Annotated in this window: 20 protein-coding genes; 10 read left to right on the forward strand and 10 right to left on the reverse strand. The window is 69.9% G+C overall.

Going from position 1 to position 23904, the window contains the following annotated elements:
* Positions 1-92: 92 nt before the first annotated feature.
* The 3 genes from PYR72_RS23355 to PYR72_RS23365 all read right to left on the reverse strand — a co-directional run bounded on the left by PYR72_RS23355 (position 93) and on the right by PYR72_RS23365 (position 1777).
* Complete coding sequence (locus PYR72_RS23355) at positions 93-836, reverse strand: IS3 family transposase (protein ID WP_275457120.1); 744 nt, start codon at positions 834-836, stop codon at positions 93-95.
* Positions 836-1021 (reverse strand): hypothetical protein, encoded by a 186-nt coding sequence (locus PYR72_RS23360; protein ID WP_275457121.1) that lies wholly within the window; start codon positions 1019-1021, stop codon positions 836-838. The genes PYR72_RS23355 and PYR72_RS23360 overlap by 1 nt, the downstream gene beginning before the upstream one ends.
* A 294-nt stretch (positions 1022-1315) precedes the next feature.
* The gene (locus PYR72_RS23365) at positions 1316-1777 is read right to left on the reverse strand and encodes a hypothetical protein (protein WP_275457122.1); all 462 of its coding nucleotides are present in this window, start codon (positions 1775-1777) and stop codon (positions 1316-1318) included.
* Positions 1778-2094: 317 nt separating this feature from the next.
* On the opposite strand from PYR72_RS23365, the gene PYR72_RS23370 reads away from it, so the two are divergent.
* Positions 2095-2343: a hypothetical protein gene (locus PYR72_RS23370; RefSeq protein ID WP_275457123.1), complete on the forward strand. Its 249-nt coding sequence runs from the start codon at positions 2095-2097 to the stop codon at positions 2341-2343.
* A gap of 251 nt (positions 2344-2594) precedes the next feature.
* On the forward strand, positions 2595-3800 hold the full coding sequence (locus PYR72_RS23375) for an IS256 family transposase (protein ID WP_275460304.1): 1206 nt from the start codon (positions 2595-2597) through the stop codon (positions 3798-3800).
* Positions 3801-4011: 211 nt separating this feature from the next.
* On the opposite strand, the gene PYR72_RS23380 is transcribed toward PYR72_RS23375, so the two are convergent.
* Positions 4012-4554: a lamin tail domain-containing protein gene (locus tag PYR72_RS23380; protein ID WP_275457124.1), complete on the reverse strand. Its 543-nt coding sequence runs from the start codon at positions 4552-4554 to the stop codon at positions 4012-4014.
* A gap of 1082 nt (positions 4555-5636) precedes the next feature.
* Here PYR72_RS23380 and PYR72_RS23385 point away from each other — a divergent pair.
* The 3 genes from PYR72_RS23385 to PYR72_RS23395 all read left to right on the forward strand — a co-directional run bounded on the left by PYR72_RS23385 (position 5637) and on the right by PYR72_RS23395 (position 11270).
* Positions 5637-8711, forward strand: a complete 3075-nt coding sequence (locus tag PYR72_RS23385; protein WP_275457125.1) for a VCBS repeat-containing protein — start codon at positions 5637-5639, stop codon at positions 8709-8711.
* Positions 8712-9534: 823 nt separating this feature from the next.
* Positions 9535-10554, forward strand: coding sequence for a hypothetical protein (locus PYR72_RS23390; protein WP_275457126.1), 1020 nt, complete (start codon positions 9535-9537; stop codon positions 10552-10554).
* Between the two features lie 206 nt (positions 10555-10760).
* Positions 10761-11270, forward strand: a complete 510-nt coding sequence (locus tag PYR72_RS23395; protein WP_275457127.1) for a hypothetical protein — start codon at positions 10761-10763, stop codon at positions 11268-11270.
* A 246-nt stretch (positions 11271-11516) separates the two neighbouring features.
* On the opposite strand, the gene PYR72_RS23400 is transcribed toward PYR72_RS23395, so the two are convergent.
* The 3 genes from PYR72_RS23400 to PYR72_RS23410 form a co-directional block, all read right to left on the reverse strand.
* Complete coding sequence (locus tag PYR72_RS23400) at positions 11517-12653, reverse strand: PQQ-dependent sugar dehydrogenase (RefSeq protein WP_275457128.1); 1137 nt, start codon at positions 12651-12653, stop codon at positions 11517-11519.
* A gap of 872 nt (positions 12654-13525) precedes the next feature.
* On the reverse strand, positions 13526-14359 hold the full coding sequence (locus tag PYR72_RS23405; RefSeq protein ID WP_275457129.1) for a hypothetical protein: 834 nt from the start codon (positions 14357-14359) through the stop codon (positions 13526-13528).
* Positions 14360-14546: 187 nt separating this feature from the next.
* Positions 14547-15029 carry a molybdopterin-dependent oxidoreductase gene (locus PYR72_RS23410; RefSeq protein ID WP_275457130.1) on the reverse strand — a complete coding sequence of 161 codons (483 nt, stop codon included), beginning with the start codon at positions 15027-15029 and terminating at the stop codon, positions 14547-14549.
* Between the two features lie 341 nt (positions 15030-15370).
* Here PYR72_RS23410 and modA point away from each other — a divergent pair, with 341 nt between their 5' ends.
* The 4 genes from modA to PYR72_RS23430 all read left to right on the forward strand — a co-directional run bounded on the left by modA (position 15371) and on the right by PYR72_RS23430 (position 18856).
* Positions 15371-16234 (forward strand): molybdate ABC transporter substrate-binding protein, encoded by an 864-nt coding sequence (gene modA, locus PYR72_RS23415; RefSeq protein ID WP_275457131.1) that lies wholly within the window; start codon positions 15371-15373, stop codon positions 16232-16234.
* On the forward strand, positions 16231-17136 hold the full coding sequence (modB, locus tag PYR72_RS23420; RefSeq protein ID WP_275457132.1) for a molybdate ABC transporter permease subunit: 906 nt from the start codon (positions 16231-16233) through the stop codon (positions 17134-17136). The genes modA and modB overlap by 4 nt, the downstream gene beginning before the upstream one ends.
* A complete protein-coding gene (locus PYR72_RS23425; RefSeq protein WP_275457133.1) occupies positions 17133-18239 on the forward strand; it encodes an ABC transporter ATP-binding protein in 1107 nt (368 codons plus the stop codon). Before modB ends, PYR72_RS23425 begins: the two co-directional genes overlap by 4 nt.
* Positions 18240-18436: 197 nt before the next feature.
* Positions 18437-18856, forward strand: coding sequence for a TOBE domain-containing protein (locus tag PYR72_RS23430; protein WP_275457134.1), 420 nt, complete (start codon positions 18437-18439; stop codon positions 18854-18856).
* Between the two features lie 39 nt (positions 18857-18895).
* Here PYR72_RS23430 and PYR72_RS23435 read toward each other — a convergent pair whose 3' ends face one another.
* From PYR72_RS23435 to PYR72_RS23445, 3 genes are all read right to left on the reverse strand, one after another.
* Complete coding sequence (locus PYR72_RS23435) at positions 18896-19060, reverse strand: hypothetical protein (protein WP_275457135.1); 165 nt, start codon at positions 19058-19060, stop codon at positions 18896-18898.
* Positions 19057-21000, reverse strand: coding sequence for an FtsX-like permease family protein (locus tag PYR72_RS23440; RefSeq protein WP_275457136.1), 1944 nt, complete (start codon positions 20998-21000; stop codon positions 19057-19059). The genes PYR72_RS23435 and PYR72_RS23440 overlap by 4 nt, the downstream gene beginning before the upstream one ends.
* Before the next feature lie 468 nt (positions 21001-21468).
* Positions 21469-22749, reverse strand: coding sequence for a histidine kinase (locus PYR72_RS23445; protein ID WP_275457137.1), 1281 nt, complete (start codon positions 22747-22749; stop codon positions 21469-21471).
* Between the two features lie 303 nt (positions 22750-23052).
* Here PYR72_RS23445 and PYR72_RS23450 point away from each other — a divergent pair, with 303 nt between their 5' ends.
* The gene (locus PYR72_RS23450) at positions 23053-23700 is read left to right on the forward strand and encodes a response regulator transcription factor (RefSeq protein ID WP_275457138.1); all 648 of its coding nucleotides are present in this window, start codon (positions 23053-23055) and stop codon (positions 23698-23700) included.
* Positions 23701-23904 lie beyond the last annotated feature (204 nt).

Consider the following 23904-nt stretch of genomic DNA (forward strand, 5'->3'; position numbering starts at 1 on the left):
GCGTCGCTTCAAGCCGTAACAGGTTGCCTCTTGGCAACACGCTGAGCTGCCCCGAGTTTTCGTAGAGTCCGGTGATCCTGTTTCAGGCGGACTCAGGGATGGCTTCCTGTCGTCGCCATCACTCGCGTTCGCACTCGGGCGGGCGGTACGCAGTCGAGGGCGGAGTGGAGCCGTTCCTCGTTGTACCAGGTGGCCCATTGGAAGATCGCCCGCTCGACCTGGTCAACGTCCCGCCACGGTCCTTTCATCTCGATCAGCTCCGCCTTGAAGGTGCCGTTCAGCGCCTCGGCCATCGCGTTGTCGTAGCTGTCCGCGACCGAGCCGACCGAGGCTGAAGCCCTGATCTCGGACAGCCTCTCGGCATACCGAATGAATATGTACTGCGACCCGCAGTCGCTGTGATGAATGAGATCTGAGTCCTCCTTGATCCTCCGTCTCCACAACGCCATCTCCAGTGCGTCCAACGGCAGTTCGGTCCGCATGTGGTTCGCGACCTGCCAGCCGACAATCATCCGCGAGTGCACGTCTAGGACGAACGCCACGTACGCCCAGCCGAACCAGGTGCGCACATACGTCATGTCCGCCACCAACAGCTGATCCGGCCGCGGGGCCGTGAAGACGCGGTCGACCAGGTCCGGCGGTCTGGGTGCCGCCGGCTCCGGCACCGTGGTGCGGCGACGCTGCCCGCGGATCACACCCTCCAGGCCAACCGCACACATCAACCGCTCGACGGTGCAGCGTGCCACGAAGACACCCTTGCGTCTCAGCGCGTGGGTGATCCGGCGGACACCAAAGGTGCCGCCGGACTCAGCATGGACCTGTTCGATCAGCGGCATCAGCTGATCGTCGCGCAGCTGGCGGGCCGACTTCGGCCGCTTCTTCGTGCGTAGTACGCCGACTCCGAGAGCTCCAGCACCCGGCAGGTGAACCCGACCCCGAGGCCCTTGTCCTTGAGATGCTCGATCACCTGGTCGGCCTCGTCCGGGGACGGTCGAGTTCGGCCGCAAAAAAGGGCGCTCACGGCTTTGAGGATCTCATTCGCCCGCCTCAACTCTGCTACTAAGTTGCGGAGTTGCTTCAGTGTGCTGCGATGCGTCTCGACATGGGCACAGACAGACTTCCCACCGACCGAGACGGGGCGGTCACTCCAAACTCAGGCTCTACGGGAAGATTGCAGACTCCCCTGCGTCCTCTCAGCCAGCCGTGGTCCATCCGTGGACTCACCCACGCCCAATCTGCCACGTGCAGGGCCGGGACCTGCTACGTCGCCTGGGGACCAAGCGGCCTCCGGAGCCGTGGTTGTAGGGCGCGTGGGTCAGCCCTGGCTGCCATCCTGCAATTCTTCACGGACGGTTGCCCGGAACTCGAGCGCGATTCGGCGCATCTCTGTCACGTTGTCGGCATCACTTGCAGTGATCCACCGTGTAGCCAAGTCCCTGACCCGGTCGCTACCGAACGCCCACAGGGCCGTTGCAGCCTCAGTCGTGAGCTCCACCCGTTTGGCCTTCGTCCAATGCCCTTCAACCTCACGGAGCTTGTCAAGCATCCCAAGCTCCTTGTACCGCTCGCGCCGTAGATCGAGGTCGATCACACGAAGCGCGCCAAAATAGGCTTCCCGACGTTCATGCCACAGCCTGGCTCGACGTTCAGCCTGTTGCGTACGGGCCAGCATCTGCGCCGCATGCTGACGCCCTTGCGCTCCCGCCAGCCAGGTGAACACAGTCCCCACCACACCGGACAGACCCGCAACTGTCGTCCCCACCCAGTCCCACGCCATCCACATCATCGTCTAGCATGCCCGCTGCTTCGTCGAGGGTGCCGCCGTCCTGGGCTCGGACATCTGCCGCCTGGACCTGTCCCGGACTCCGGCACCCGGAACGGACCCTGCCGCCCACCGTCGCCCGTAGCCACACCGGCGGGGCACCTGACATCCATGGCTGACATCAACAGCGACGGACGCCAGCAATTACGGGCGGTCGTAGACGTCAGCCTCTACCTCGCAGCAACCGGCCGCTGAGGGCGTCGTATCGAACTCCTAAGGCGGTGCTCACCAGGCTCGGCCTTACCGCAGGCATGCCAAGTAGGGTGCCTCGCATGACCGCTTCTCCTGATCACGTCGACAGCAGAGAAGACCTGGCTGCCTTCGTCCGTGCCCTCCACCGGAGCCACATCGAGGAGGGCCACTCATGGGAGAACGCGGACCTCGCGAGTTTCTTGGAGGCGCTGGCGGCCTGGATCGACGACGCGGACGGCTGGTACAGCAACGCTGGCCGCAATCTGCCCGCCAGCGGTGACTGGAGCTTCTTCGCACGAGCTCTACAAACTGCTACCACCTACGAGTAGTCGGTGGCGGCTCCGGTCCGGCCGTCGATCCCGCCAGACGGCCGGCAGAGCCGATAACCAACCGGACCCGTTGCCCTCTTCGCCTGACCCATGCCCGGAGGTCCGCGGGAGTGTAAATCTAACGGCGGATCTGACGATCATGGGAGTGACGTCAAGTGACTGATACCGTCGTGGAGTTGGAGACCGTGGAGCCTGTCGAGAGTGCCCAGTCCGGGCAGCCTGCGCCCGTGTCCGACGAGCAACTGGTCGCGATGCTGGTGGAGCGGGCCCGGTCGGAGGGGCTGCAGCTGACCGGGCAGGGTGGGCTGCTGCAGCAGCTGACGAAGCGGGTCTTGGAATCTGCCCTGGAAGGCGAGATCACCGATCACCTCGGCTATGAGAAGCACGATGCCGGCGGCCGGGGCAGTGGCAACTCCCGTAACGGAGGCCGGGCCAAGACCGTGCTGACCGACGTCGGGCCGGTCGAGGTCAAAGTCCCGCGTGACACCTCGGGCACGTTCGAGCCGCAGATCGTCAAGAAGCGGCAGCGGCGGCTGACCGGGGTCGACGAGATGGTGCTGTCGCTGTCCGCGAAGGGGCTCACGCACGGCGAGATCGCCGCTCACCTGGCCGAGGTCTACGGCGCCGAGGTGTCCAAGCAGACCATCTCCACCATCACCGACAAGGTGATGGAGGGCATGGCCGAGTGGCAGAACCGTCCCCTCGACCGCGTCTATCCCGTCCTGTTCGTGGACGCCATCAACGTCAAGATCAGGGACGGGCAGGTCGCGAACCGTCCGGTCTACGTGGTGATGGCGGTGACCGTGGACGGCACCCGCGACATCCTCGGCATCTGGGCCGGCGATGGCGGCGAGGGCGCCAAGTACTGGCTGCACGTGTTCACCGAGCTGAAGAACCGCGGCCTGGACGACGTGCTGATGCTGGTCTGCGACGGGCTCAAGGGCCTTCCCGAGGCCGTGGAGGCCGCCTGGCCTCGCACGATTGTTCAAACGTGTGTGGTTCACCTGCTGCGGAATTCGTTCCGTTACGCCGCCCGTCAGGACTGGGACAAGGTCGCCAAGTCACTCAAGCCCGTCTACACCGCGCCCAGCGAGGACGCGGCGACGGAGCGGTTCCTGGAGTTCCAGGAGGCGTGGGGGAAGAAGTATCCGGCGATCGTGAAGCTGTGGTCGGACGCCTGGGCCGAGTTCGTGCCCTTCCTCGCCTTCGACGTCGAGATCCGCAAGGTCATCTGCAGCACGAACGCGATCGAGAGCGTCAACGCCCGCATCCGCAGGGCCGTCCGCGCCCGCGGACACTTCCCCAACGAAGCCGCCGCTCTGAAGTGCATCTACATGGCGCTGATGAGCCTCGACCCGACCGGGAAGGGCCGCAAGAGGTGGACCATGCGCTGGAAAGCACCACTCAACGCGTTCCAGATCGCCTTCGAAGGCCGCCTCACCCCGAGCAACAACTGACCATCAACAACCAAGATCAGCCGTTAAATTGACACACCCAGGTCCGCCCGACTACCCAGGGTCTGAGGAGTAGCGCGAGCTGTGTCATAGGCCGTGCGGCTGACGGCTCAAAGGTCAGAGTGTGGTCATCGGTTGCACTGACAGGGGCGCGCCCGGCCGTGGGTGGCCGGGCGCGCCCGTGTTGTTGTCGGGGTGTGCGTGTGGTGTGGGGTCAGTGGTGGCGGCCGCCGCCGTTGTTGTGGTGCCCGCCACCGTTGTTGTGGTGCCCGCCGCCGTTGTTGTGGTGGCCGCCACCGTGGTGGTGGCCCCAGGAGTCGCTGTCGATGTAGCGTCCGCGGTCGTTGCGGAGGGTGGCGGTGTCGCGGTTGTCCCAGATGTAGCGGCGGCTGTCCTGGTACAGGTCGGTGTCGGTGTCGCGTCCGCGTCCGGTGTGGATGCGGACCGTGGTACGGCCCTCCAGGCGGTAGTCCTCGAAGGTGTAGGTCTTGCCGTCCTTGTTCTTCAGGGTCCAGCCGTCGAGGTTGACGCTGCGGCGGGCGTTGTTGGTGATCTCCACCCACTCCCGGTTCAGGGAGCGGTTGGAGCCGTCGTCGTGGCCGGGGGAGTTGTACTGGACGTCCGAGATCGTCACCCGCGACCGCTCCGGACGGTGGTCGGCGGCCGACGCCGGCAGCGTGACCATGGAGACCACGGCGCCTGCGGCGAGCGCGGCGGCGACGAGACTGCGAGCGGTGACAGAAGCGGAAGCGGACATGAGTCCCCCTCAGGGTGCGGACACCATCCCCGACAGCCTGAACAGGCGGCGGGATCTGGTGTGATGTGCGTCGGCGACCGGCTGGCCGCACACACACCTTGTCCACACCACCGGGCACTCACGGGCAGAACATGGCCTCTGTTACCTGCTGCCCATATTTCCATGACCCTCAGATGCAACGCCCATTTATGTCGCATATGGTCGCGTTGACGTACCCACAGGTCGGGGGAGGTCTTGCAGGGATTGGGGCAGGGCCTCTCTCCGCCATGGTGCGCCACCCTGCTGGGGTTCCGGGCCGTCACCCGAAAGTGAGTAACAGCAGAATGGGTCCGCGAACCCGCTCCGGCCAGCTGCCAGGGGCTTCGTTCATCTCCAGTGCTGTGACCGCACAGGTTCGCCGAGGTGGCGGGCGTAGCGGTTGGATGTGCGGTGACATCCGATCCGACCGCTGGAGGCGGTCGACGCACCCGCCGACATGGCTGACTGTCGTCGGCTGAGGATCAGACAGCACTCCCAGCACAGCTACGCGAAGGGACGTACGAGGCGAAGAACCCGTGCCATTCGCGTGCCAGATCCTGCGGGGAACCACGGGGAACAGCGGGAACTCGCCCCGGGCCCAACCAGGACTTCACAACCGCCCCGCCGCGGCCTGGGGTTTGTGTTTTCCCGAATGCTGTCCGGCAGGTCCCGAGCCGTCAGGCGCACGAAGATGAAGCACGCGGAGGACACGGGTTCCGGACGGTAGCCGTACGCACAACGCCTCCAGCCTCGGAAGACCGGCTTGAGCTGCGGATTCGTGGGGCGGTGCGACACTTCTCCGCGTCTGGTGACCTCAACCTGCTGTTCCCCGCAGGTCTGAAGTTGGCATCACGGGTGCGGTGCGTGCACCCGGGGTTGTCTGTCGCAGTCTCGGCCCACCCGCCACTCCCGGACTCGGAGCGGCCACGTCCGGAGCGAGTGCGCCAGTGGCGCTGCACCACGGGGCGGCCAACCGGCTCAGCAAGGTCATCTGTCGTCAACCGATGCTAATATCCGCCCGCTTGTTCGGGGGGATGGGGCCCTCCGCCGGTGAGGGGAAGCAAATGACTCGTCATGCCTTCGTGCGTGGTTCGCTCACCGCGCTCATAGGATTGACGCTCTCTGTGTCCGCCGTGCCGCCGTTGGTCGCACCCGCGTACGCGGACAACGCGTCGGAGATCATCATTCCGGCCACCATGCGCACGACTCCGCGCTCGGCGTATCTGCAGAGTGCGGGGTCGACCGGTTTCCTTGAGTACCGCTCCACCGCCGAGGGGTACGGCCTGTGGTGGACCAGCTACGACGGCAGCCGAAAGCCGGTGGAAGGTGGCGAGCGACTCGAACCGCGCACCGCGGGGTCATACGGCACGGCTTCGGACGTCGTCGCTTTGCGCCCGTCCCAGACCAGTGGTGGAGACGTCCTGCTCCGGGACATGGGAACCGGTAAGACGGAAACGGTGACCATCCCGACGGGCCAGAGGTACATGCAGACGTACGGCCGCACTGTCCTGACCAGCACGTCGACAGATGGGGAACGGACCGGGCTGTTCCTGCTGCGCAACGAGAACGGCGGCACGGTGCAGAGGCAGGTGACCGGGCTCCCGGACGGGACGGTCTTCCCCTTCTTCCCCAGGGGTTCGGCATCCGGCATCCTCGTCAACTACTTCGACTACGACGGCCCGAACCGGGTCCTCCGGTACGCCTGGGTGGACGCGGAGACCGGTGCCACCACGATCCTGCCGCCACTGGTGGCGAGCACGGCCACCGTGGTGGGACCCGACTACCTGGTCAGCTGGTACGGCACGTCCCGGGTGCGGGTGTACGCCGAGGGTGCCTACGATGCCCCCGCTCACGAGGTCGCGTTCCCCCGCACTTCGGAGAACATGATCCTCGGCGTAGTCGGTGACGCGGTCGTCGTCGCGCGGCGCGACGCGTCCTCCGTCTGGAGTGTGTCGGCGCTGCCCTTCGACGGCTCCGCGGAGCTGCCCCTGCTCAAGCGCGCCGCTCCCACCGCCGTCGTGAGCCCCGACGGCGGCCTGGTCATCGCCGGCGGAGAGTCTTCTCCGGACTACGGCATCGCCAAGGTCGAGGCGGGCGCCGACGGTCTGCCCCGGGCCCGCCGGATCGTGGACCTTCCGCCCGTGCCCTTGGAGATCGAATCGCTCGATCTGAGCGGCGGTGAGCTGATGACCTACGAGTCCGGCGACGGGGCGACGCGCCTGTACAGCCGCTCACTGACCACGGCGGACGCTCTGACGGCGGGCACCCGCACGGACCGGGGAGCGACCCCGAGGTGCGGGATCACGGCCGGGGACCATGGGGACTGTCCCGACCTGATGGGTACGGGTGACGGGCGGGCGGTCATCCGGAGCACGGCCGGGAAGGTCTCCGTCCTGGACCGGGGTCAGTCCCTTCCCGGAACCGTGATGGGTTCGGGCCTCCAGGACAACCATGGCCTGGTGGACGTCGCGGGCCGATATGCGGCCTGGCATGGACCCTCGCCCGCGGGAGACGGCCTGATGGTGGCGGATCTCGACACACGGAAGGTCGTACTCGCGCGGACGGGCGCGGCCGGTGCGGTCCCCACCCGCCTGTGGGGGGAAACGCTGTGGACGGTGGCCGACGACGGCATGGTCACAGCCAAGGATGTGCGTTCGGGCAACACGATCACGTCGTTCCGGGTGTTCGCCAGTGGCAGCGGCTGCGGTCTGAGCGGCTTCCAGGCGGTGGGACGCTGGGTGTACTGGTCCGGCTCGTGCTCCTCTCCTGAGGGCAGGGTGTCGAAGGCCTTCGTGTACGACACCCGCGGGAGGACACTCATCGCCGTGCCCGTCGACGGAAGGACCCGCCTGGGCGACGGCTTCCTGGTCACGGGTGACTCCAAGTCGCTGACTCTCACGGACGTCACCAGCGGCTCCCCGGTGAGCAGGTCCCTGGCGGCCAAGGCCGGAACGTGGGACGTCGATCCCTACACCGGCCTGGTGGCCTACGTCGACCCGGCCTCCCAGGACATCCACGTCCTGCGGAGTGGCGTCCCCGCCACGGACATCGCGGTCCTGGGGACGAATACGGAACCGTCGATCGGCCTGGGGAACTCGTCGGCCTCGTGGGACGGCACGTGGTGGCTGTCGAAGCCGGCCGCGTCGTGGACGCTGGTGCTCAGGAACAAGGCGACCGGGGTCACCGTGCGCACACTGTCCGGTGGCGCCGCGCACGACGCGGTCCGTACGTCCTGGAACGGCAGGACGTCGACGGGTGCGTACGCGCCGAACGGCACGTACGGCTGGACGCTGACGGTAGCCCCGGCCGACAAGCACGGTGCGGCGGCGACCGTGTCCGGCTCGCTGAAGCTGACCGGTGGTGCCGCGGTGCGACGCGACCATGTCGGGTCCGACGGCATCGGTGACCTGGTCACGCTCACCTCGAAGGGTGCGCTGTCCTTCCATCGGGGTGACGGCGCCGGGAAGTTCTCGACGAAGACCTCGGCCTCGGGCTGGCCGGCCTCGATCACGGCGGTGCCGTTCGGAGACCTGAACGGTGACCGCTGCAACGACGTGCTCGTGCGGTTCGCCGGCGGTGCGCTGCGGGCGTACCGGCCGGGGTGCGGCAAAGCCCTGACGACATCCACGCCGTACACCACGCTGGGAGCGTCGGGCTGGAACCAGTACGACGTGCTGACCTCACCGGGCGACATCACCGGTGACGGCCGGGCGGATCTGATCGCCCGCCGGGCGTCCACCGGTGACGTCCACCTGTACAAGGCCACCAGCGGCGGAAAGCTCTCGGCCCAGGTGAAGATCTTCTCCAAGTGGTCGGGTTACAAGAAGATCGTCGGCGTCGGCGATCTCAACGGTGACGGGTACGGAGACCTGCTGGCACAGGACAGGTCGAACAAGCTGTGGCGGTACGCGGGCACGGCGACCGGTGGCTTCAGGGCACGGGTCGAGGTGGCCGACAACTGGGGTGCCTCCTACAACGTCGTCGTGGGCGCCGGCGACATCACCGGGGACGGGAAGGCGGACCTCGTCTCCCGCGACACCTCCGGCAAGCTGTGGCGCAACAATGGCGACGGCAGGGGATCCTTCGGTCCTCGCACCGGGATCGGCGGTGGGTGGCAGGGCTACAAGGCCCTGTACTGACCGCTCGGGACAGGTCTCGCGTCCTAGGGAGTGCTGAGCCCCTGACCACAGCGTCCGCGATCTCACCGAATTCGATACTCGTCACCCGAAGGCGACGGCCGTTCAAGTCGACCTCGCCGTGGAGGACTTGGCACTGAGGGATCGCATCCTGGCAGCCGACAGTCGGGGCGGAACCCTCAGTGTCTTCCACCGTCAGCTCCGTTCATGGACATGCCGTCAGGGCGTTGCCGTACGCCCCCGCCATGCCTTCTTGCCTTCAGGTGGGACGGTTGCCCGACTCGGCCGACGCCGACGCCGACGCCGACGCCGACACAGACCGGCTCTTGGCTCACGCCCACCACGGCTCGGCCCGCCGGTGGCACGTAGAGCGGCCGTCCTCGCGACGGCGCTGGCTCTCAGCCTTCCGCTCGCCGCCCTACCATCGTCGGCGGAACACAGCGCTACCACCGCTCACGTGACAGAGCCGCTCGCTTGAGAGCCTCCCTCACCGACCACACCTCTCCGAGCGTCCGGAGTGCACGGTGGTGTCAGCATACGTGCGCGCACAAGCAAGTTGCCCGGCATGAGGTGACTACTGTCGCGCAGGAAGAACCGTCGCGAAGAGGCCGCCCCGGGGGGAGGCGGCCGTGCCCGGCTCACGGATGCGGACACCCACGCACCGCCCCTCACACAGAGTCGTGCGTGTCCCCGCCTTCACGCCTCCGCCTCGAGCCGGTGCCGACGGACGGCCCGAAGAAGCATCAACGGAAACAGAGAAGGATTCGCCGTGGCGTTGACGTATGGACGACCCGCCCGGGTCTGGCGGGTGCTCAGTACCGTACTCATGGGAAGTCTCCTCATGCTGGTCGGCCTGCCAGGGCCCGCGCATGCCGCCGAGACGGACTGGATCAATTTCGGCGGTGATGCCAGAACCTATTCCGCCGTGTATTCCGTGACGATCGGCGGAGCCACCTACGACGTCGGTCGGGGCGTCGACAACAACGTCTGGTTCCGCTACAACGGCGGAAGCTGGCGGCCTCTCGGCGGGGACAACTCGACCCGTACCACGTCCCCGCCGCGCATCGTCGAATGGCCGCCCGGGCGGGCGACGGTCTTCGTGAGGGGCCTGGACGGTGAGATCTGGTACAGCCAGGTGAACAGCGGATCCGCCAATTTCTGGGAACCGTGGACCCGGCTCCCGACCGGTGCCAGGGCGATCGGCAGCCCCTTGGTCTCCTCGACGGTCTCGGGCACGGGCGGTCTCTTCATCCAGGTGCCCAACGAGTACCGGGTCATCAGCTACGCCTTCATGTACCACAACAACGGCGTCGTACAGCCGCCTCGGGGCTGGACGGTGGACAACCACGCGATCCTCTCCTCGGACCACCCGGACATCGAAGGCAACAGTCAGATCGCCGTCTACGGGACGGAGCGCTACGAAAGGGTGTACCGCAGCTTCGTCACAGGAACCGACAATCACGTCTGGCGCGTGACGACGACCACGAGCGGCGCTGTCAGCAGCGTGACCCAGGTCAACGGCGGAGCTGTCTGCGAGAGCGGCGTGGCAGCGGCGCGACTGGGCACCCAGACCGCCGTGGTCGGTCCCGGGCAGGCGGGCTACGCAAACCAGCAACGCGTACTGATCGCCTGTGTCGGGACCGACGGTTACGTCTGGGAGAGCACGTCCTCCGACGGCGGCCTCAGCTTCGATGGATGGCGACGCCCCGTGGGCACCCCGGCGCCCTCCCACACCACGCCGGCGGTCAACGCCACGGCCAACTCGTGGACCCTCACCCTCAGATGGAACGCCGCTCTGAACTCTGCGTTCCCTGACAACTCGGTCATCGCAAAGCGCATCAGCTAGCAGTTGTTTCTTGCAGCCCGGCCCGTCCGCGCGTTGCCGAACCTGTGCGCGAGGCAGTCGCACGACGACGGTGGCGGCGAGTTGGACTCACGCACGCGGAGGCGAGAAGACTGCGGCAACAGGGGCCTCCTGGTACTCGGTTGGACGCATCCCCGAACTGCCAAGGGGCCCCGCTCCCATGCGTCGGCTGCGCTACCCTCCGCGCCATGAAGCTGAAGGCGGCGGCCACACTGATTCTCGTCGGGGCGAGCGGCATGGCCGTCATCGCGGCAACGGGAGTGTGGGCGCTGTCGGGTGGGCTCTACGGCTGTACCGAGGCTGACGAGGAACTCGCCCCCGTCTTGGCGTCTCTGTCCATCCTCGACGCGCAGCCGAACCGGACGCAGCCCGACGACGAGCGGTACTCCGGATGCGACGAGGATGACGGGTTCGCCTACGCCGGGCAGTACTACCGACTCACGACCTCCCGGGCCAGCGTGCTGACCTTCTATCGCAAAGCCGCCGCGGAGGACGGCTGGCGACTCGCGAGTGCCGACTCTTCGCCCTCCCCGGCCCCCGGCAGCCTCGCGGTCGGCACCTCGGCGCTCTGTTTCGAGAAGCCCATCGCAGGTACTACCGCCCATCTCGCCGTGTGGTTCCCCAGCGATCTCGGGGACGGCGCAGACGACTTCGGCCTGGAGGTCACAGCCAGCCATGACGGCACCGCCTGGTGCTGACTACGAAACCCCCAGGCCGGCGGCCCGGGGGTTCCTTGTTCTCCAGACCGGTGCACAGGGCACGCACCACAGCCGCGCCGTAGGATCGCCGCTAGCTTCCTGCGGCCTCCTCGTTCTGGTGCACCCCGTTGCTGCCGCTCCTCGTCGGGCTGCTGATGGACCAGCGTGCTCTTCTCGGAGGACCGTCCGGCGCGGACCATCGTGTCCTGGAGGGGCGCGCCGGAACGGTCGAGAGTGGCTGTCCGGTTACGTCGGGTCGATGCGGGAGACGCTGCCCCGCAGGTCGAGTACGTACAGTTCGCCCTTGCCTCCCTGCACGAACCCGACGACCCGGCCGCCGTCGACTCCGAGGTCGCTCACTCCGGTCACCTTGCCGTTCTTCAACTGCAGCGTGCGGATGGTGCCGTCGCAGTAGTCGCTGAAGACGTACTGGCCCTTGAGGTCCGGGATCGCCTCGCCCCGGTAGACGTATCCGCCGGTCACCGAGCAGCCGGGCCCGCTGCGGTCGTACTCGTGGATCGGCGGTACGTGGTTCGCGGGCTCCGTGCCACCCCGGAAGGGATGGTTGCCCTCCATCTGGGACCAGCCGTAGTTCTCGCCGCCCTTGCTGGTCGCCGGGGCCCAGTCGATCTCCTCCCAGGCGCTCTGGCCGACGTCCCCGATCAGCAGGTCGCCCGTGCCCGCGTCGAAGGAGAACCGCCACGGATTGCGCAACCCGTACGCCCAGATCTCGTCCTTCGCGTTCGGGTCGTCCACGAACGGGTTGCCCGGCGGGATCGCGTACGGCTTGCCGCCGCTCGGGTCGATCCGCAGCAGCTTGCCGAGCAGCGTGTTGAGGTTCTGCCCGTTGCCGTGCGGGTCGCCGGCCGAGCCGCCGTCGCCGAGCGCGATGTAGAGGTAGCCGTCGGGGCCGAACGCGATGTCGCCGCCGTTGTGGTTCGCGTAGGGCTGTGTCTGGGTGAGGACGGTGCGCCGGGTGTCCGGCTGGATCTTGCCGTTCCGCACCGCGAACTCGTCCACGGTGCTGGTGCCTTGGAGGTTCGTGAACGAGATGTAGAAGTGCGCGAACTGCTTGTCGAACGTGATGCCCAGCAGGCCGCGTTCGCCGTTGGTGGTGGTCTCGCTGGATATGTCGAGGACGGGCGCGCCGAGCCCTTCGTCACCCAAGACCCGTACTCTGCCCGCGCGTTCGGCTATCCAGACCGTGCCACCGGGGCCCGCGGCCCCGGCGGACGGATTCTGGGCCGTGGCCACTTTCTTGAGCACGGCCTGCGCTGCCTGACGTGGGGTGCTGAGCGAGTCGGCGGACGCCGTGGTCAGAGCGAGGGAAGCGACGAGGCAGAGGGTGCCGATGACCGCCGAGCTTCTGGTGCGAACTTTCACCGTGATCCTCCTAGAGGCGGCGAACGAGCGAGAGCACCCGGCTGCCAGGGGAAGAGACAGATGGGTGTCGTCCACGCCGGCACGCGTACCTGGGGGGTGGGGGGATGGTGCGCTCCTGGCACAGGGGAGGCTACCGGGGCAGGAGTTGTTGAAATAGACCAGACTCCGCCACCCCTGTACCTTCGCTCCGCTTCCCGTCGCGGCCTGAGCCTCCCCGTTCCGCGGCGCACAGTCGGTTGACGGCGACGGCGACGGCGCGGGGCCGGGCGGGCGGTTCCGAGGGAGGCGCGACAGGCGAACCCGCGGCGCAGGGGCGTGATGCGCCGGAGCCCGGTGCGCTCGCGAACGCTGGGTTGCCCGTGCGCCCGCCAAGGCGGGCGACGCCATCGCGCGCCGAGCCCCGGGCCCGACCCGGTACGGGGCCGGCCCTCCGGGCAGCGAAGCGCCGGTCCGTCGGCGCATCCGACCGGTCTGCTGACGGCCATCGAGTCGCTCCGCCGCGGTGGTACGACGAAGAGCGGGAGCTGCCTCTCCGCTTCCGACGGCCCTTCCAGCTCCGGTCGCTCCGGTCCTACCAGGTGTCCCATCGCCGTCTCGTGCTGTGGCGTCACCCGGGAGGTGGGCTGGGCGGGACCGTGGAGATCGAGTTCCTCGACGTCCTGGGCATGAAGCTGAAGTCGCATTACTCCGGGCTTCTGGTGGCCGTCACCCCTGACACAACCACCACTCGCATCGACGAGTTCGTGGAGATCCCGGACGGACAGAAGGCCGGATTCAGCCCGCTGCTCGTCTCGGACGGGCCGGGGAGCGGTCATCGCCGCGTCGGCGTCGAGGATCGGGGCGGCTTGCCACTCCACCAGGCAGCGCTCGGTTCAGGCGCCGGTGGATCGGACCGAGCGGGGTTGTGCGCGCAGGGCAGGCAGCCGGGCGCAGGCTTCAGGTCCGGCCAGGCCCTCGCCCAGAGCGAGGAGCGAGAGGAGCCGCACAGGGCGGCCGATCGTGGCCGCCGCCTCCACCTTGTGGTGGCCGTCAAGGAGGAAGTGCGTCAGGCCCCAGTGTTGGTAGTGGTCGGTCGGCCGGCCGGAGGCGGGTTCGCACACGTCCAGCGTCGAGACGGCCACGGCCGTCGGGACCGTTGCCCGGCCCATGAGTGCGGCATACGCCTCGACGCGTTCCCTCGTGTTCCATGTCGGAGGAACCATGGGCACGACGAATTCATAGAGGTGCGCGGAGCTGTCGACGGCGGTCTCGAAGGTCCGGTAGTACGGCGTGTGCGGGTACTCCGGGAGCCCCCAGAACTGGTCGAGTCCCCACGTGGCCACCTGCTCGCCGCTGAAGTAGTCGCATTCCTGGCCGGGGACGACCAGACGGGGCTCCACACGGAGCAGCACCGGGAGGTATTCGCCCTCGGGCAGCAACGAACCGAACGCATCGATCACGCCACCGTCGTCCGGATCGGCCAGGGCGCCGGTGAGCGTCTGTCGCACGCTCTCCAGCGACAGGGTCTGCCGGGCGGCCTCCAGTCGGCGGAACAGCAGCGGGCACGTTCCGCACCAGAAGCTGAGTTCGAAGGCGGGCTCCCCGTCGACCACGAGCAACCTGCGCCCCGGCCCGCCCCCGGTCTCCTGCTGCTCCGTCTCGAAGCGCACCCGCGCCTCGGAGGCCGGAGCGCCGAGCCTGCGGGGCTCGCCCGAATCGATCAACATGGGCCGACCGTACGGGACGCCGCGGATCCGCACACGCCCCTGCCGCTGGTGCGTGTGGGCCCGGAAACCGTGCGGCGGTGCGCGGACGTAGGCAGGCTTCACCGGCCGGTCCGTGGCCCCACCACCGCACCCGCACCCCCGGCGCTGCGGCCCCGTCAGCCCCGCGCCCCGTCAGCCCCACGCCCCGTCAGCCCCACGCCCCGTAGCCGCCGTCGATCCGGATCGCCTCGATCCCGCTGATGTACCGGGCCCCGCACCGGTCCTGGGGCAGGACCAGTTGGGCGCCGGTGCGGTCGAGCGGGGTGCCGTCGAGGGTCGTGGCGAGGAGGACGGGAGCGCGGCCGAAGTCCGGGTCGATCTCCGCCCACGACAGCAGGGCTTGATGGCCGTCGGTGCCGCGTACGGCGATCAGGAAGCGCAGGCGGTCCTTGCGGCGGGTGGCGTCGAAGGCGGGGCCCGCGTCCCTGAGCACGTCGTGCAGGAGCGGACCGGTGAAGGTGTGGTGCCGGACGCCGCTCGTGGCGCACTCGAACGCCACCTGGGCCCGGTGCTGGGGCCACGCGAGCAGATCGGGCACCGTCAGCCGGGCCGGGCGGGCCAGATCGCCGGTGAGGACGAGTTCCGACCACGGTCCGGCGGTCGTACGGGCAGCTGCGAGGGACTGGCTCACGGGCTACCACCTCCCGCATGACCGTACCCGTACACGCCTCCCGCACAAACGCACATACCATGCCAGCTGGTAGCACGTGCCGCTCATGCGATGAGACAGGGGATTCTTGCCTGGCATCTGCGGACGTATCATCGGCGCGTGCGCATCTACCGGATCGATGACTCGGCTGCCTTGCCTCACGGTGTCGGCGCCGACGCCCGTGAGGCGTCTGTCGATCCCGGGGCAGGCGTCGGCCCGGCCGGCGCCGTGGGCGAGTCGCACAACGTGGTCGTCGAGAGACCGTGGATCAGGTCGCAAGACCGTGGCTGAGTCCGTTCAGGACCAGAGGGAGTGGACCCGTGATGACCCGTTCCGTACGCCGGATCAGCCGGACCAGCCGGATCAGCCGGACCCTGCAGGTGGTCGGGGTGAGCACCGTCGCTGTGCTGGCCCTCGGCGCCTGCGGCGGTTCGTCCGACGACGCCGATGCCAAGGCGGACGCCTCGGGCTCGGGCTCGGGCTCGGGCTCGGGCTCGGGCTCCGACAAGCTGTCCGGTGAGGTGACCGTCTTCGCCGCCGCCTCGCTCAAGGAGAGCTTCACGGCGCTGGGCGAGCAGTTCGAGAAGGAGCACCCGGGTACGAAGGTGACGTTCAGCTTCGGCGGCAGCGACGCGCTCGCGGCGAGCATCACCGGCGGCGCCCCGGCGGACGTCTTCGCCTCCGCCAGCCCCAAGACGATGGCGATCGTGACCGATGCCGGCGACGCCTCGGGCACCCCGGAGACCTTCGTCCGCAACCAGCTGGAGATCGCCACCCTCCCCGGCAACCCCGACAAGATCGCGTCCCTGAAGGACCTCACGGACTCCGACCTGAAGGTCGTGCTGTGCGACGAGGCCGTACCGTGCGGCGCCGCCGCCGAGAAGGCCCTCGACGCGAGCAAGCTGAAGCTCACGCCCGTCTCGTACGAGGAGGACGTGAAGTCCGCGCTCAACAAGGTGGTGCTGAAGGAGGCCGACGCGGCCGTCGTCTACAAGACCGACGTGAAGGCCGCGGGTGACAAGGTGGAGGGCGTGGAGTTCCCCGAGTCCGCCGACGCCGTCAACGACTACCCCATCACTCTCCTCAAGGAGTCGAAGAACACCGCGACCGCCAAGGCGTTCATCGAGCTGGTGCGGTCCGCCGACGGCCAGAAGGTGCTCACCGAAGCCGGATTCCTCCAGCCGTGACCTCCCCTTCCTCCTCGTCCTCCTCGTCCTCCTCGTCCCCGGACGGGGCCGGTGCCGCGGACACCCCGCACGGGGGCCCGCGGCGCCGCCGCGTCCGGGGTCACGGCCGCCTCCGCGGGCGTCACGGGGGTGCCCCGCTGCCCCTCCTGCTGCCCGCGCTGCTCGGCCTCGCCTTCCTCGTCCTCCCCCTCGTCGCCCTGCTCGTCCGGGCACCCTGGCGGAGCATGCCCGACCTGCTCACCAGCACCGAGGTCTGGCAGGCGCTCCAGCTGTCGCTGCTCTGCGCGACGGCGGCCACCGCGGTCAGCCTGGTGATCGGGGTGCCCCTGGCGTGGCTGCTGGCCAGGGTCGAGTTCCCCGGACGCGGTCTCGTCCGGGCCCTCGTCACCCTGCCCCTCGTGCTGCCGCCGGTGGTCGGCGGTGTGGCGCTGCTGATGGCGCTCGGCCGCAACGGGGTGGTGGGCCGGTGGCTGGACGAGTGGTTCGGGGTGACGCTGCCGTTCACGACGGCCGGGGTGGTGGTCGCGGAGGCGTTCGTGGCCATGCCGTTCCTGGTGATCAGTGTGGAGGGCACGTTGCGGGCCGCCGACCCGCGCTACGAGGAGGCCGCGACGACGCTGGGGGCGTCCCGGTTCACGGCGTTCCGCCGGGTGACGCTGCCGCTGATCGCGCCCGGGGTCGCGGCGGGTGCCGTGCTGGCGTGGGCCCGCGCGCTCGGCGAGTTCGGCGCGACCATCACCTTCGCCGGCAACTTCCCCGGCCGTACCCAGACCATGCCCCTCGCCGTCTACCTCGCCCTCCAGAACGACCCGGAGGCGGCGATCGCCCTCAGTCTGGTCCTGCTCGCCGTGTCGATCGCGGTGCTGGCGGGGCTGCGCGACCGTTGGATGACCGCCTCATGACCCGCGCCGAGAAGCCCGCCCTCGCCCCCGCCCCCGCCCCCGCCCCCGCCCCGAACGGTGACGGGCTCGACGCCCGGCTGGTCGTCGAACGAGGCCCCGCGTTCCGGCTCGACGTGGCCCTCACCGCCGCGCCCGGTGACGTGGTCGCCCTGCTCGGCCCCAACGGGGCGGGCAAGACGACGGCGTTGCGTGCGCTCGCCGGTCTGGTCCCCCTGGCGGACGGGGGCCGGCTGCGTCTGGACGGCGTGGAACTGGACCGTACGCCCCCGGAGGCGCGGCCGGTCGGGGTCGTCTTCCAGGACTATCTCCTCTTCCCGCACCTCTCCGCGCTCGACAACGTGGCCTTCGGGCCCCGCTGCCACGGCGCGAGCAAGGCCGAGGCGCGGACGGAGGCCGCCGCATGGCTGGAGCGGATGGGGCTCACCGACCACGCCGGAAGCAAACCCCGGCAGCTCTCCGGCGGGCAGGCGCAGCGCGTCGCCCTCGCCCGTGCCCTGGCCACCCACCCCCGGCTGCTCCTCCTCGACGAACCGCTCGCCGCCCTCGACGCCCGCACCCGTCTCGACGTCCGCGCCCAACTCCGGCGCCACCTGGACGACTTCGAGGCCGTCGCCGTACTCGTCACGCACGATCCCCTGGACGCGATGGTGCTGGCCGACCGGCTCGTCGTCATCGAGGACGGGCAGGTCGTGCAGGAGGGCACCCCCGCCGACATCGCCCGCCGCCCGCGCACGGACTACATCGCCCATCTGGTCGGCCTCAACCTCTACCGGGGCGAGGCGCAGGGGCACACGGTGCAGGTCGCCGACGGTCCCGCGATCACCACCACCGAGGACATGACCGGGCCCGTCTTCGTCGCGTTCCCGCCCGGCGCGGTCACCCTCCACCGCGACCGGCCCGCCGGCTCCAGCGCCCGCAACCTCTGGCGCTGCGAGGTGACCGGCCTCGAAACCCACGGTGACCAGATCCGCACCGCCCTCACCGGCGAACTGCCCCTGGCCGCCGATCTGACGACGGTCGCCGCCGCGGAACTCGACCTCCACCCCGGCGCCGAGGTCTGGGCCACGGTCAAGGCCGCGCAGACCCACGCGTACCCCGCCTGACCGACATCCGCGTACCCCGCCCGACCGGCATCCGCGTACCCCGCCCGACCGGAGTCGTCGAGCGAGGTCCACGAGGCGAGGGGCTGCCGTCGCCTCGCGGTCGCGACGGGGCTCATGCGGGAGACGCCCTTCCCGGACTACGGTGGACCGCAGCAGCCCGAATCCGGTCAAATCCCCCTCCCGCGAGGCACCCCATCATGAGCCTGAGCATCCGCAACCAGCTCCCCGGCACCGTCACCGCCCTCACTCCGGGCGAGGCCATGGCGACGGTCAAGGTCCGTCTCGACGGCGGTCAGGAGGTGACCGCGGCCATCACCCTCGACGCCGTCGAGGACCTCGGCCTCGCCGAAGGCACCGCCGTACGCGCCCTGGTCAAGGCCACCGAGGTCGCGCTGGCCACCGGCGCGGTGGAGGGCCTGTCCCTGCGCAACCGGCTCCCCGGCACCGTGCGCGAGGTCGCCACCGGTTCCGCCATGGCCTCGGTGCGGATCTCGGTCGAGGGCGGCGAACTCACCGCCGCAATCACCAGGGAAGCGGTCACCGACCTCGGCCTGGCGGAGGGCTCCCCCGTCACCGCCCTGTTCAAGTCGACGGAGGTCTCCCTCGCGACCGTCTGAGCCGCGGCGACCGGCGGCGGGCCGCAAGTCCGGACCGGCTCATGCGTCGTCCCCCGCCCCCGTCTGGAAGGAGACCAGCGGGAGCGCGACGACCGAGGCCGCGGTGCCCACGGCGGAGGCCGACTCGCCGAGGAACAGCAGCCAGAACCGCCGGCCGAGACTCCGGTTCCCGTCTGTGTGCGGTGCCGCTCGCCGCGCTTTCATGCCGCTCTCCTCGCGAACTGTTTCCGGGCGTCGGACAGGGGGTGCGCCGTGCAGGCGGAGGGCAGGGCGACCGCCAGGACCGCGGCGGCCAGTACGCCGGCCGTCCAGGGGACGTCGACGGCCGGGAGGGTGCCGGTGCCCAGCACCACCGCCAGGGGGACGAGACACGCGGCGGCGGTGACGGCGGCCAGCGCCACGCCGACGACCGTCGCGCCCGCGGCCTCGTACAGCACGCAGCGCAGCAGTTGGAAACGGCCGAGGCCGATGGCCCGCAGGTACGCCCGCTGTGCCCGCCGGTCGCGCTGGGCGAGGGAGCTGGTGTTGGCGGCGGCCAGCAGCGCGTAGCCCGCGACGACGGCCACGATCAGCCGTGCGGCCAGGTCGTCGGCGGCGTTGCGCGGGGCGAGGTCGTCCAGGTGGGCGGTGCGGGAGGCGACCTTCTGGCCGCGCGCGCGGGGCCAGTCGGCCGCCGGCCCGGTGAACAGGATGCGGTCGGCGTACGCGGACGGGGTGTGCCGCAGGGCGATGGACCGCGGGATGACGAACTCGGGGAAGGCGAGGTCGTGTTCGTAGACGGCGACCAGGGTCAGCGTCTGCCGGGAGCCGTCCGCCAGGGCCAGCCTCACCTTCTGGCCCAGGCGCCAGTGGTGTCCGTCGGCCTGCATGGCGCCCGCCGCGAAGGTCCCCGGGCCCACGGCGGACATCCGGCCTTCCCGCACATCAAGGTCCAGCACCTCGGACAGGGGAGGTCCGTCGGCACCCCAGGCGCGGGCGGCCACCGGCCGGTCGTCGTACCACGTGGGCGGGGCGGTGACCTCCGTCGCCACCAGCGCCGTCGCGCTCCCGGAGGACCAGGCGGGTGCCGTCGGGGGGAGGCGGGTGCCGGGCTCCGCGGTGACGACCGCGTCGGCGCGCAGCCCCTGTTCGGCCTGCCGCTGCACCGCTTTCCCCATGGTGGCCCCGGCGCCCAGCAGGGAGACGGCGATGCCGACGGAGAGGAGCACCGGCACCGCCATGGCCGTGGCACGGGCGGGCGTCGCCCGCAGCCCCGCCGCCGCGACCCGCCCGACGCGGCGGTCGAGGAGACGGATCACGGCGGCCGTCGGGCGGAGGAGAGGGGGCACGATCCAGGGGGCGAGGACGGCCAGCGACGGGATCACCATCAGGGCGACCCCGGGGGCCATCGCGGCACGCATGGTCGCGGGCAGGTCCATGAACGCCATGACGAACACCAGCGGAGCGCACAGCGTCACCAGCAGCACCAGGCCGGTCACCAGGCGCCCCACGCTCCGGGTGGAGGCCACGGACAGCTCCGCGTCCCGGAGCAGGGCTCCGGGGCCGACCCGGCCCGCCGCCAGCACGCTCGCCAGGGCGGCGAGCACACCGACCCCCGCCGTGGTGAGGCAGACGGCAGCCGCCGTCGCCCAGGTCTGTCCCGGGGAGGGCAGCGGGGTTCCGGCGGGGAACAACTGCCGGTCCAGGAGCACGCGGTGCCCCAGCCGTGCCAGCGGAACCATCCCCACGGCCGCGCCGAGAGCCGCCGAGACCAGACCGAGCCGCGCCACGTCGAAGGCGACGAGGCCGCGCAGCCGGCCCGCGGTGACGCCGAGGGCACGCAGCACCGCGAACTGGGAGAGTCGCTGACCGGTCCAGAGCGAGACGGTGGAGCCGATCACCATCACCGCGCACATCAGCAGCAGGGACATCAGGAGCGACAGCAGGTTCCGCGCGTCCTGCGCGGCGGCCTCCGCCACCGAGTTCTCCGGGTGGTCCGGAAGGCTCGCCCCGACGAACAGCAGCACGGCGGCCCCCAGTCCGGCGGAGGTCGCCGCGCAGGCCAGCGCCGCGCCGGCCACTCTGCCGGGGTAGGTCCTGACCTCGGCGACGAACAGTCGGCGCATGCTCGTCGAGTCGGCGAGGGGACGGGAAGGCGCGGACACGGTTGCTGTCCTCCACGGGAGCAAGGGGCTGAAAGGGGCCGGGGAGAGCACCCGCATCGGGGCCTCCCCGGACGCACATCTTCGAGCGGGTGGTGCGCCGGACGAGCCGCCGGCACACCTCCCGGACGGCCGGGACGGCCGGGACGGCCGGGACGGCCGGGACGGACGGCACCGTCGGCCAGGAGGAAGAACGCTTCGTACCTGGGATCCATACGCCCTCGCCTTTCTTTGCGACCCACGCCTATGCCTCGGACCACAACCATCCGACTCGGAACAGCGCCGCCCGGAGAATCGAAAGCAATTCTTTTCTGTGGCGCCGGTACACACTTTGCGCGCCCGATCCGAATTCCTTCGTCGGGGGCGACACCGAACGTTTCCCTGTCCCGTCACCAGCAAGGCCGCGACAATGTGTCCCCCCGCCCGCCCAGACATGCCGATCACGCTTCCAGGCGGACGCTCCCGGCGGTATCAGCCGTTCGGCAGATGTCGCGGACCCGGCACCCCGTGCCCGTCGCGGTGTCCGTCGCGGTCTGCGCCGGCGCACGGGTCCTCGCGCTCGTCGCGCTCGCCGCCGACGGGCAGCACCAGGACGACCTGCCAGCCGCCGCCCGTCCCCGGCCCCGCGGTGAGTTCGCCCCCCAGTTCCCGGGCCCGTTCGGAGAGGCTGCGGATACCGGTCCCGCCGGCCCCGGACGGCCGCTCCACGGCGAGCCCGGACCGGGGGCGGGTCGCGTCGTCGGCGACCGTGAGACGCAGCACCGGCGCGCCGTCGGCGGTCTCCCGGCGCAGCGTGATCAGCACCCGGGAGGCGGTGGCCGCATGGCGGCGTACGTTGGTGAGTGCCTCCACGATCACCCGGTACCCCATCTTGCTGGCATCGTCGGGGATCCGGTCCGTCGCCACCCCGTCGGTCTCCAGTACGGCCCTCGGGGAACCCGTGCGGTTGAACCGCTCCAGCAGCGAGGGGAGTTCGCCCAGGTCACGGCGCGGCACACCGGGCTGCCGGGCGGGCCGGCCGGCGGTCGCTCCCGGTCGCCCCACGGCATCGCGGACACGGTTCCCCTTCGTGGCCTCGCCGGGGTCGGCGAGCAACTGCACCGTGTGGTCCATCGCCTTGAGGGCCTGCGCGCCGGCGGTACCGATCTCGGACAGCAGTTCCAGGGCGCGCCGGGGATCCTCCTCGGCCAGCACCTGGGCCGCCTCCACCAGCACCACGACAGCGGTGACGTCGTGTGCCGCGTAGTCGTGCAGGTCCCTCGCGAGTTTCATGCGTTCGGCACGCCGCTCGGCCACGAGGGCGGCACGGGCGCGGGCGTCGAGCCCTCGCAGATAGCTGCCGACGCCTGTCGCCACGATGGCCAGGATCGCCCAGATCAGACAGAGTTGCAGGGTCTCGTCACTGCTGGCCGGCGGCACCACCGTCAGCGCGATACGCAGGGGCGACAGGGTGATCGTCGCCGCGAGGAGCACGGTCAGGGCCACAGCGGTCCATGCCTTCGACCGTCGGATCCCGACGACCACGAGAATCATCAGCGCCAGTGTCTCGGCGGTCCACCAGTTCTCCGCCGCGGACCGCGCCGGCCCCTGGTACGTGAAGGTGACCATCAGCGACAGCACGGCGGCGCCGGGAACGGCGGCGAACAGGGCCTTCGGCCGCCGCGGGCCCCAGACGGTGAGTGCCACGGCGGCCGTGACCGCGAACGCGCCGGACCCGCTGATGAGCGGCCCGACGGAATCGGTGGTGCTCACGGCGATCGCCACGGTCGCGGCCACGAGGAGTACGCAGAGAGACCTGCGTAACCATGCCCGCTTCCGGCTTTCCGCGTGCCTCTCCGTCGTCACGTGGGAAAAGGCTAGCCGCCGGGGTCACGCCGCACGCCGGAAGCATCGCCTCGCGCGCCCCGGACGGCGTGAACCGTGCGGCCGGTCGGGCCGGTGGCCGGGGCCCTACCGTTCGATCGGCAATTCCGGGCGCGCTTACGCCAAAAGGAAGCGTTACGTGGCTGAATTCATCCCGCGGTGGCCTCTTTCCGACGTGTCATCATGAGCCGTATGACCACGCGCGTATTACTGGCCGACGACCAGGCCAATATCAGAATGGGATTCAGGAGCATTCTCGAAGCGCAGCCCGATCTGCGGATCGTCGGGGAGGCGGACAACGGGGTGGCGGCGCTGGAGGCGACGCGCGCCCTGCGGCCGGACGTGCTCCTCGCGGACATCCGGATGCCGGCGATGGACGGGCTGGAGCTGACGCGTGAGGTCACCCGCTCCATGCCGTCCGTGCGTGTCGTGGTGGTCACGACGTTCGACCTCGACGAGTACGTGCACGCGGCGCTGCGCGAGGGGGCCTGCGGCTTCCTGCTCAAACGATCCCGCTCGGCCGTGCTCGTCGAAGCCGTACGGGCCGCGGCCGACGGCGATTCCATGATCAGCCCGGAGATCACCACCCGGTTGCTCAGCCGGTTCAGGCAGGAACGCCGTGCGGTCCGGCGGACCGGCGAACCACTGACGTCACGCGAACAGGAGGTGGCCCGGCTCGTCGCGGAAGGGCTGACCAACTCCGAGATCGGCGCCGAACTCTTCATCTCCGCGGGCACGGTCAAGACCCACCTGGCCCGGCTGCAGAAGAAGTTGGGGGTCCGGAACCGTGTGGGGATCGCCGCATGGGTGTGGGAGTCCGGTCTGATGACACAGAGCTGACGGCGCTTCGTCCGGTCACGGACGGCCGTCCGCGGTCGTTTCCCGGCCCGGCCCGGTCGGACGCCGCGTCAGGAGCGGCGGCGCGGGCGGGGATCGCGGACCGGGGCAGCGCAAGCGGGCGGGGAGCGCGGGCGCAGGGACCCGAGGACGAGATGACCTGAAGAAGTCCGTCGTCCCGAGGCAACCCTTTGCGGGGGCTGTGAC

Origin of the sequence: Streptomyces sp. VNUA24, assembly GCF_029167005.1 — a bacterium.
GTDB lineage: Bacteria > Actinomycetota > Actinomycetes > Streptomycetales > Streptomycetaceae > Streptomyces > Streptomyces scabiei.